Here is a 7,808-nt window from a genome sequence, read left to right on the forward strand (position 1 = left end):
AGAGCACGAAGCGGGAGAGAGAAGATACCTTTTATCATTAGGGCGGTTTCAATCGCCGTGTCGGTGTATTGAAACCCTCGACCTCTCTTGCCGTGATGGGTCATACATTTCCAGGCTTTCACCGCTGAATCGTCAATCCAAAAAGTAACCCCGCCACGCTGACAGAGTGCTTGGTTGTATGCTCTCCAGTTCGTGATTTTAGCTTTCGACTTACCCATTTTTGTATCCCAACAATCATTCTCAAAAGATCAGATCGTAAGGATGGAAAAAGGTTCAATCGATTTGGGCAACAACGCCATGTTGTAGTAAAGGCAGCTCACTTAATGTGAAACCCACTAAGCTAGTAGTATCTGTTATACGAGTCCTTTTTGAGCCAAAGACTATGCGTTTTATTTTATATTCGATATTAACTTGTAGTGCCCTCTTATTTAGCTTTACTGGTCGTTCTGACGATAAAGTTCTGCGTATATCTACTCTGGAGGTTTACCCCGCTGGATTCAAAGAAAATGGTCAAGAGAAAGGGTTTTTGTATGAGATTTCTAACGAGATTGCCGAACGAGCTGGTTTAGAGTATGTAAATATCCTTAAGCCATACAGCAGAGTAGTCAACGACCTTAATACTGGGAAATCAGATTTTTCTCTTCTTTCATACAACCAACCTTTAGAGGGTAAGACTATTCGAATCATGCCATTACTGTATTTTAAAACTATCGTTGTGGGGCAAAAAGGAAATAATATAAGCAGTTTAACTGAATTAGCGGGGAAAGATGTTGGGATTGTACGAGGAGCATCCCTTCTTCCTAATAGAGAGCTCGATAAGATGAACCTCATTAGGACTAAAAACTTTGAACAAGGCATTAAGATGTTGAAATTGGGCCGATTACATGCCTTTATTTCTGCTGATATTGGTATGTATTACACTATGAAAAAGTTGAATTTTTCGAAAGAAGATTTTGGTGAGCCATATATAGTGAATAGAAAAGCTTCTGAGCTGCAAATTTCCCATAGGTTTTCTGATGAAAAAACGATAAAAAAGTTAAAGAGTTCAGCTGAAGAGCTAGTAAAGGACGGGACAATCAAAATGATACTGTCGAAGTATGTTGATTAAGGTTTGTGTGGCAGTATACCCGTTTACAAGAAAGTTTCTCGTTTCTCAGTAGCGTATCTAAGAGCCTGAAATACGCTTTGCCCCTTAATGGTTTAGCGCATCATTGTGATGGGATGAAGTTGAACCAACTTTGGATAACTAAAAGTAATCCGAAAGATTGGGCAAGCGTATATCTATAAACCGAAGTGCATGACGAGCGCTTATACAAACCTTTATATGTCTATACTGAGTTATAGTATTTACGAAAGATTGGATGCCATAGATGACGCAGAGAAATATCCATGGGTTCGCCCCTATGACTTTGAATGGGCGGATATTGCACTCTGAAGTTACAGGTGCAAGCAACAAAGAGTTAGGTGACATTTGGTTCAATGAAATGAAAGAAACCATACTTTCTTCACCGGAAAAAGATACGGCCCCTTGGGCTCTATTAATAGACTGTAGAAACTGGGGCGGAGGGTCGCTCGACTCATGGGAAGCGAGTAATAGGAGTACGGATTGGATGATTGACCATAATTGTGTCTTTGGAGCAATTATCGTTTCCAATAAAGTTCAGCACTTCGCAATCGAAACTCAAGTAGAAAATCAGGATGTTTCGCACTACTTTGTGGACTTCGATGAAGCCTACAAAGCCTGCTTAGAAAAGCTAGCTGAGGCTCAGAGTCGTCAAGAGTAATAATTTCCGTCTTACACCTATTTCTATAAGGTTCTTGCCATGCGGATTTTTCTTAGTCCAGCCTTCTGCGGTCCAATGTCGCTGGGTGATGTATCAACCTAGCTAGAACAGGCCAATACAAGAGAACATATAGACATAAAAATATGCATATCAATTGAATTGAATCGATGACACCATAATCAGAAATAAAAACAGTACAGCATATAAAAATTCTCGAAGAAGCATATAACACCTCTATTCTACATCATTGCTCGGGACTATCACCCACGTAAGCCTTACCCACTCATTATCGGCTCGTTCAGCGAGAACTTTTGGATAGTATTTAGAGAATCGGCTAACTGATTGAGCGAACGTCGAAAGTATTTCAGAAAATATCCTGTCTCCTCTAACTAGGTGGCCAAATTAACTATGCCACTACACTTCGAGGTGTTCATTGCCAAAACATAATATCAGCTCTGTCCTATGGCTCCTAAGGGCTTTATGTACCGAAGAAAAGTCCATTTTAAGATTTCAAAGCCTTACTTTGCTCAGTGATTTACCAGTGAGTAAGATGGATAGAACGAAACTGGAACGAAGTCTGTGGACATCTGTTTGTATCAGATTGGACTGCTCAGTATTGGAGGAGCAGCTCACCTGCACCTTCAAGTTGAGCGGGTATTGTGAAAAACCCTTTTGGGAAACAACGCTGATGAAAACTATACTTTCAATGTTAGATACTGAGGTCGCGTGATCATGGAATATAATAAACATGGCGTATACAAAGTTTACACCAAAGGACATATTCTGTTTGTAGAAGCGAGCGGCTCATGGAATCAAGAAGTTGTCGAAGGATTTTCTAACTCGGTAAAAGATTGTGTGCAATCTTTTCAAGGTCGAGCATGGGGCAGTATGTTTGACGTACGTCTATGGGAGCTATGCACACCTGAAATGTGGGCGGGCACAAATGAACTGACCGAATGGATGATGACTAAAAACTACGCTTTTGAAGCCATGTTGTGTAGCACTAAGGTACTATCCATGATTATCGAACACTACCGAGTACAAACCAGTAAGTTAAAGAGAGAAGCTTTTTCTGACTACGATGACGCTTTGCAATGGTGCTTGAAACAGGAACAGGCTCTCTTAAAGTAGCGAATAAACCGTGTAGATAATTCTGTGTAACTGCCTTGGTTACATATATACCCGTGTTCATTGAAGGTGCTTGATTTTTTAGAAAATACTCATAGGTTACTTAGCACTAAACATAGAGGCAACTTATGGGAGTTATATGTAAGAAAAATAATATTCTAGATTTATACTGGCGTTAGATGCTCTCAACAACTTGGTGAGAAACGATGACTAAGAGAAATATTCATGGTGCGTGGACTATACGTTTTGAAGATAGAATCTTATATTCAAAGGTAATAGGGGCAACAAACAAGGAGGCGGCAGAGTCATGGTTTGAAGAAGTGAGGCAACACATAACGTTTTCTTATAGTAACTGCATCGAAGGTTGGGTATTTATAAATGATGCGCGTCAATGGGATCTTAGTTCGCCAGACTTTTGGGAAGGAGCTAATAAGGCTATTGAGTGGATGTGCAATCACAACTGTATCTTTATGGCCTTAGTCCATTCAAAGCAAATACAAAACTTCGTCACGGAGAAGGAACTTGACGGTCACGGCGTAGTGCATTTATTTTTTGATTATGACGAAGCTTATCAAGCCTGCCTAGACAAGTTAGCCGAAGCTAAAAGAAAACAAGACAAGTAATTTCTCACCGAGATCATCGCTCTTACAGGCGATTTCTATAAAGTTGATGCCCCTAAGTTGCCTAGCTCATGGGGTTCGTTGCAAGAGTCTGACCCAAGTGTGCCCTACTAAACATAATCCGAAGATTACCCAGAAATGAGACCACACAGGGGCACCGTTCCCGACTTTCGATGGCCACTCTTTCGTTCGCTATAATGAAGCTAGGTTCCACATATGATTTGGTGAAAAAGGATGGCAGAATGCAATATCCATGGTGAATGGACCATGAGTTTTGAAGATCGACTGCTGTATCCTAAAGTCATAGGAGAAACTAACTCTGAAGGCAGCCTGCGTGGTTCAGAGAAGCAGAAGATCTAATGTTATCCTCGTCAGATGGCAACAAAAAGCCTTGGGTCTATTTACTTGATGGCCGAGAGTGGGTAGGAGCATCATTAGATGCTTGGGAAACGAATAATGATTTAATGATATGGTTTGCCGAAAATAATTGTGTCTTATGCGCCTTTGTATACTCAGGAAAGGGACAAGCTTTCGCAGTAGAGAAAGGGATAGAAGATAATCGTGTAAGATAGCATCTCGATTTAAAGGACACTTTGATAAAAAACAGTAATAACGGCGGCTTATCAACATCCTTTTTCCAAGGGAAGTCTCGAACCTTGCGGTAGATATTTACGGTAAAACCCTTCATATCGACAGTTTTTTTTCAACTTTTCAAGGCCACTATTAATAATCTCCCTTAACTCTTCCGCTCGTGGTGATTCTTTAGAAACCCATGAGTAAAAAGTTGTCTTTGGTGTATCCAAGGTACCATAGCGCACAGTCTCTGGTATGGGTAATAAGCCTAGCTCATGAGCTCCTAGTATTGGTTCCAACGCTGTGAAAAAAACGTCACATCGCCCCAAAATCATCTTATTTAAAGCTTGATAATTAGTATGAGCCCCAGTGTCTATGTCTCTAGTGAGCCCCGCTTGCACATAAAGGTCGTAACTGTGTCCGGCTACACCACAAATAGTATAGTTGTTTAAGTCTGTAACCGATTGTACTTTAAGGCCATGAGGAAAGCGGAGGCTATCATAAAAATAACCATTAGTAGTATGATATAAGGCGTGTGTTCGCAGGAAATATTTTTCTCTCCATTCATTACTAATGCCATTGTTGAAGATCTCGTATTTATTATATTTTGAGAACCCCTTTGCTTCTTTCAAGCATCGCTTCCATGGCAGTAAAGAGAATTCAATGGGTAGCGTCTCTTCAGAGAAGATAGAGTTAAAAATTTCTACAGTGATACCATTTATCACTGAAGTTTTTTCCCCTATGTTGTCACGTTTGAAAAAAGTATATGGTGGCCATTCTCCAACATCGTCGCAAACTTTTACTATACGAGGGGAGGCGTGCGTTATTGGTAGGTAGGCGATTATTAATAAGGCCAATATGACCCTGCCAGAAATTTGTTGTAACACCGTAGTCCCTCTAACTTAGCCATTTATCACGTATCTTGGTTTTGTTAATATTAGTTCATATGCAGGGAGTATCCCCGTGATCATTGAAGATGCTTAATTTTTCAGAAGAAGCTGATCATGCGAAGAACCATGAAAATGACTCTAACTGACAATAAAAAGAAAGAGCTTGAATAGGCGTTGTTAATGATATGGACACTTCCCTCCACCACCTACACTAAAAGTGGGTGAACTAAACGCTAAGATTCACTTGTTAATCATGGGGGTTAGCGTAAAATTATTTTAGGTATCAACCACCATTGACCTTAGTTTGGCTGGAGTTCCTGACAAACCGAACCAACTGCTGAATTTCCTCGTATTTGGCTATGTCTACGTAATGATGGCTTTTTCTTGCAGCTTGCACCACGATAAGCATTTATCTGGATTATCAAATATTTGGTATATCATACCTAGGTCTTTCGTTGCTTCATCCATAGCTTGATCGACCATGTTTATGATCATTTGTTTCGAAAAACTAACTCCGCCGAATTGACAACCGTTTTTAGCTACCCAAGTCATAAATAAGAAGAGCTCTTCCCATGCGTCAGGCGTGGCCATCTCCCATGCAGTGGCATTAATACAGAATCCCCAGTGTGTTAAGCCGCTTTCTTTTAGCTCTCGTACCCAGTGAGATTGGTATAATTCAATTGCTTCTAGATTCCAGGGTCCCCAACTTCGAGAGATAAGAAGACTCCCCTCAAAATGACACTCATGCCCACCATGAATATTCCAGTGTTTCATACTTTTCTTCTAACGTAGTCTATTCTAATCCAGTATAGGGTATGAGGGTTATAGGTAAAGTGGTCGGATTCTCACAGAGACGATCTGCCTGCCATGTCCAATCCTGATTTCAAATGAAAACACTTTACTCCCGATGGACGCTCAGTTTATTTTGCAATACTTTGCCTTATCTGAGTGGGCTGGACACAGTCATTATGCCTAGCTCGTTTTTGTCCAAAAATAAGCTCAATCTGATCATACTTTATTGTCGTCGTTTAAGCTTATTCGTATAGCTCTACGAGAAAAAACGATCAAACTTTAACGCCCTTGCGCCTGTTAATCGCTCAAAACTAGGCTCATTCGATCAGACTTTATTGTCTACCGACAGCAGTTGTCAGAAGACATTAAAGTTTGTCTAGTTACAATATAGATAATTGGACTCCCCATCCCTGAAACAGCTACATTTATATACTGGTTGAACAATGGAGTCCGAAATGAACAAAACAATCATTGGCGTAGATCTGGCTAAAAAAGTTATCCAAGTTTGTACATACTCAAACAAAAAAGTGCGTTCAAATGTTGAAATGACACCGAAGGAATTAACTTTTTGGCTTAACACCATTCAACCAGCAACCATCGTATTTGAAGCATGTAGTACCTCTAATTACTGGAAACAGCTTTCAGATTCTTTAGGGCATGATTCACGAATCATTTCACCAAAGTTAGTCTCTTCTGTAAGGCAAAACCAAAAAACTGATAGAAATGATGCACTGGCTATTGTTCAAGCTTCAATGCTACCAGGTGTGTCATTTAGTGCAGGCAAATCTACCGAGCAGCAGCAATTACAATCGATCATGCGTCTAAGGGAGCTCAGTGTTAAGCAAAAAACAGCGTCTAAAAATCAGATAACTGCGCTGCTAGCCGAGTTCAATATAAAAGCCTCCCCTAAAAATGGTGGCTTGTCGGGCTGTGTAGAATCAACACTAGAAGATGGAGAAAGCGGGTTGTCTTATGAATTCCGAACCGCACTCTTTACCGCATGGAAACAATATCTTTCACATGTGGAAGCAGTGAATTGTTATGACACCTGTCTAGAGCAATCCATGCAATCTCAGCCGGACTGCAAAAAATTACTCAAAATTGAAGGCGTTGGGGTTATAAATGCAGTCAATTTATATATTGCACTAGGGTGTGCTGATTCAGGAACATTTTCATGTGGAAAAAATGCAGCGGCCTACATAGGATTGACGCCAATTCAGCATTCATCAGGAGGAAAAGTTAAACTGGGTTCAATTGGTCGACGGGTTAGGAATAGCATCTTGAGGAGTCAATTGATTACTGGATCAATGGCTGTAGTAAGAAGTTTGTCTAGTCGGGTCCCAAAAACTAAGAAGGAACTTTGGCTTAAAGAGCTCATGGAGYGCAGAGGTAAGAAATGCGCCGCAGTCGCATTAGCTAACAAAAACGTTAGAACAGCTTTTTCCATGTTAAACCATGGCACTGAATATAAAGCTGAACTGATCAGCCATTAAACTGAGTCTAAGCAGTAAAAATTCAAATAAGATGACAAATCGCTAGAGAAAGCAGCTTCAAACGAAGAGCTTAGAGCTCGCAATATAGATTTGCTCCTAGCCCGCATAATTATCATTGAGCCTGAGATAGCTACTCAGTTAGAGCTCGTACATAAGTGTGCATTGATATCTTATTGCTGATTTTTATTGTTGACAACGGGGAGTCCACATAAGTTTGATCAATTTTTGGCTTTAAAGGCGTGAATAGCTAGACACGAGCTATCTCATATCTGCCCCAATATATGGTACGTCCCGTTATTGCAAGTGAAGTTCAAGATAACGGGCTGATTTGCGCTAATATATTCAGAGTCTATTAGAGACTGTCATTAGTCTCAGCTCTAGGATGAGGTGTGCGCCAGACTGTCCTCACAAAACTAAAAGCATATTACGTTGCTGTTTGGGGCAACAGGTCTTCAATCTGGTGGTCTAACCGTTGTGTCATCTTTTATTCTCTTTGCAAATTCTGATTATGCTCTTACTTCAAAGCAC

Annotated in this window: 10 protein-coding genes; 7 read left to right on the forward strand and 3 right to left on the reverse strand. The window is 40.4% G+C overall.

Annotated elements, in window-relative coordinates; genetic code table 11:
- The coding region (locus L4C34_RS20170; RefSeq protein ID WP_428787760.1) for a transposase at positions 1-218 on the reverse strand (218 nt) is incomplete at its 3' end.
- A gap of 164 nt (positions 219-382) precedes the next feature.
- Between L4C34_RS20170 and L4C34_RS20175 the strand changes: the two genes are divergently transcribed.
- From L4C34_RS20175 to L4C34_RS20200, 6 genes are all read left to right on the forward strand, one after another.
- On the forward strand, positions 383-1,108 hold the full coding sequence (locus L4C34_RS20175; RefSeq protein ID WP_428791097.1) for a substrate-binding periplasmic protein: 726 nt from the start codon (positions 383-385) through the stop codon (positions 1,106-1,108).
- 262 nt (positions 1,109-1,370) lie between these two features.
- Positions 1,371-1,784 (forward strand): hypothetical protein, encoded by a 414-nt coding sequence (locus tag L4C34_RS20180; protein ID WP_428791098.1) that lies wholly within the window; start codon positions 1,371-1,373, stop codon positions 1,782-1,784.
- A 732-nt stretch (positions 1,785-2,516) separates the two neighbouring features.
- Positions 2,517-2,915, forward strand: coding sequence for a hypothetical protein (locus L4C34_RS20185; protein ID WP_428791099.1), 399 nt, complete (start codon positions 2,517-2,519; stop codon positions 2,913-2,915).
- 203 nt (positions 2,916-3,118) lie between these two features.
- A complete protein-coding gene (locus L4C34_RS20190) occupies positions 3,119-3,535 on the forward strand; it encodes a hypothetical protein (RefSeq protein ID WP_428791100.1) in 417 nt (138 codons plus the stop codon).
- A 231-nt stretch (positions 3,536-3,766) separates the two neighbouring features.
- Complete coding sequence (locus L4C34_RS20195; protein ID WP_428791101.1) at positions 3,767-3,892, forward strand: hypothetical protein; 126 nt, start codon at positions 3,767-3,769, stop codon at positions 3,890-3,892.
- Positions 3,892-4,104, forward strand: coding sequence for a hypothetical protein (locus L4C34_RS20200; RefSeq protein WP_428791102.1), 213 nt, complete (start codon positions 3,892-3,894; stop codon positions 4,102-4,104). Before L4C34_RS20195 ends, L4C34_RS20200 begins: the two co-directional genes overlap by 1 nt.
- 51 nt (positions 4,105-4,155) lie before the next feature.
- Here the strand turns inward: L4C34_RS20200 and L4C34_RS20205 are convergent, their stop codons facing one another.
- Complete coding sequence (locus L4C34_RS20205) at positions 4,156-4,992, reverse strand: substrate-binding periplasmic protein (RefSeq protein ID WP_428791103.1); 837 nt, start codon at positions 4,990-4,992, stop codon at positions 4,156-4,158.
- Positions 4,993-5,358: 366 nt separating this feature from the next.
- Positions 5,359-5,769, reverse strand: coding sequence for a hypothetical protein (locus L4C34_RS20210; protein ID WP_428791104.1), 411 nt, complete (start codon positions 5,767-5,769; stop codon positions 5,359-5,361).
- 473 nt (positions 5,770-6,242) lie between these two features.
- Between L4C34_RS20210 and L4C34_RS20215 the strand changes: the two genes are divergently transcribed.
- On the forward strand, positions 6,243-7,280 hold the full coding sequence (locus L4C34_RS20215; protein WP_428791105.1) for an IS110 family RNA-guided transposase: 1,038 nt from the start codon (positions 6,243-6,245) through the stop codon (positions 7,278-7,280).
- Positions 7,281-7,808 lie beyond the last annotated feature (528 nt).

Origin of the sequence: Vibrio profundum (assembly GCF_050337555.1) — a bacterium.
In the GTDB taxonomy this organism is placed as follows: domain Bacteria; phylum Pseudomonadota; class Gammaproteobacteria; order Enterobacterales; family Vibrionaceae; genus Vibrio; species Vibrio profundum.

Bases quoted from the DNA above. Each gene is read 5' to 3' on its own strand.
- L4C34_RS20185 (WP_428791099.1), top strand. From the start codon at position 2,517: ATGGAATATAATAAACATGGCGTATACAAAGTTTACACCAAAGGACAT.
- L4C34_RS20200 (WP_428791102.1), top strand. From the start codon at position 3,892: ATGTTATCCTCGTCAGATGGCAACAAAAAGCCTTGGGTCTATTTACTT.
- L4C34_RS20180 (WP_428791098.1), top strand. From the start codon at position 1,371: ATGACGCAGAGAAATATCCATGGGTTCGCCCCTATGACTTTGAATGGG.
- L4C34_RS20195 (WP_428791101.1), top strand. From the start codon at position 3,767: ATGGCAGAATGCAATATCCATGGTGAATGGACCATGAGTTTTGAAGAT.
- L4C34_RS20175 (WP_428791097.1), top strand. From the start codon at position 383: ATGCGTTTTATTTTATATTCGATATTAACTTGTAGTGCCCTCTTATTT.
- L4C34_RS20210 (WP_428791104.1), bottom strand. From the start codon at position 5,769: ATGAAACACTGGAATATTCATGGTGGGCATGAGTGTCATTTTGAGGGG.
- L4C34_RS20190 (WP_428791100.1), top strand. From the start codon at position 3,119: ATGACTAAGAGAAATATTCATGGTGCGTGGACTATACGTTTTGAAGAT.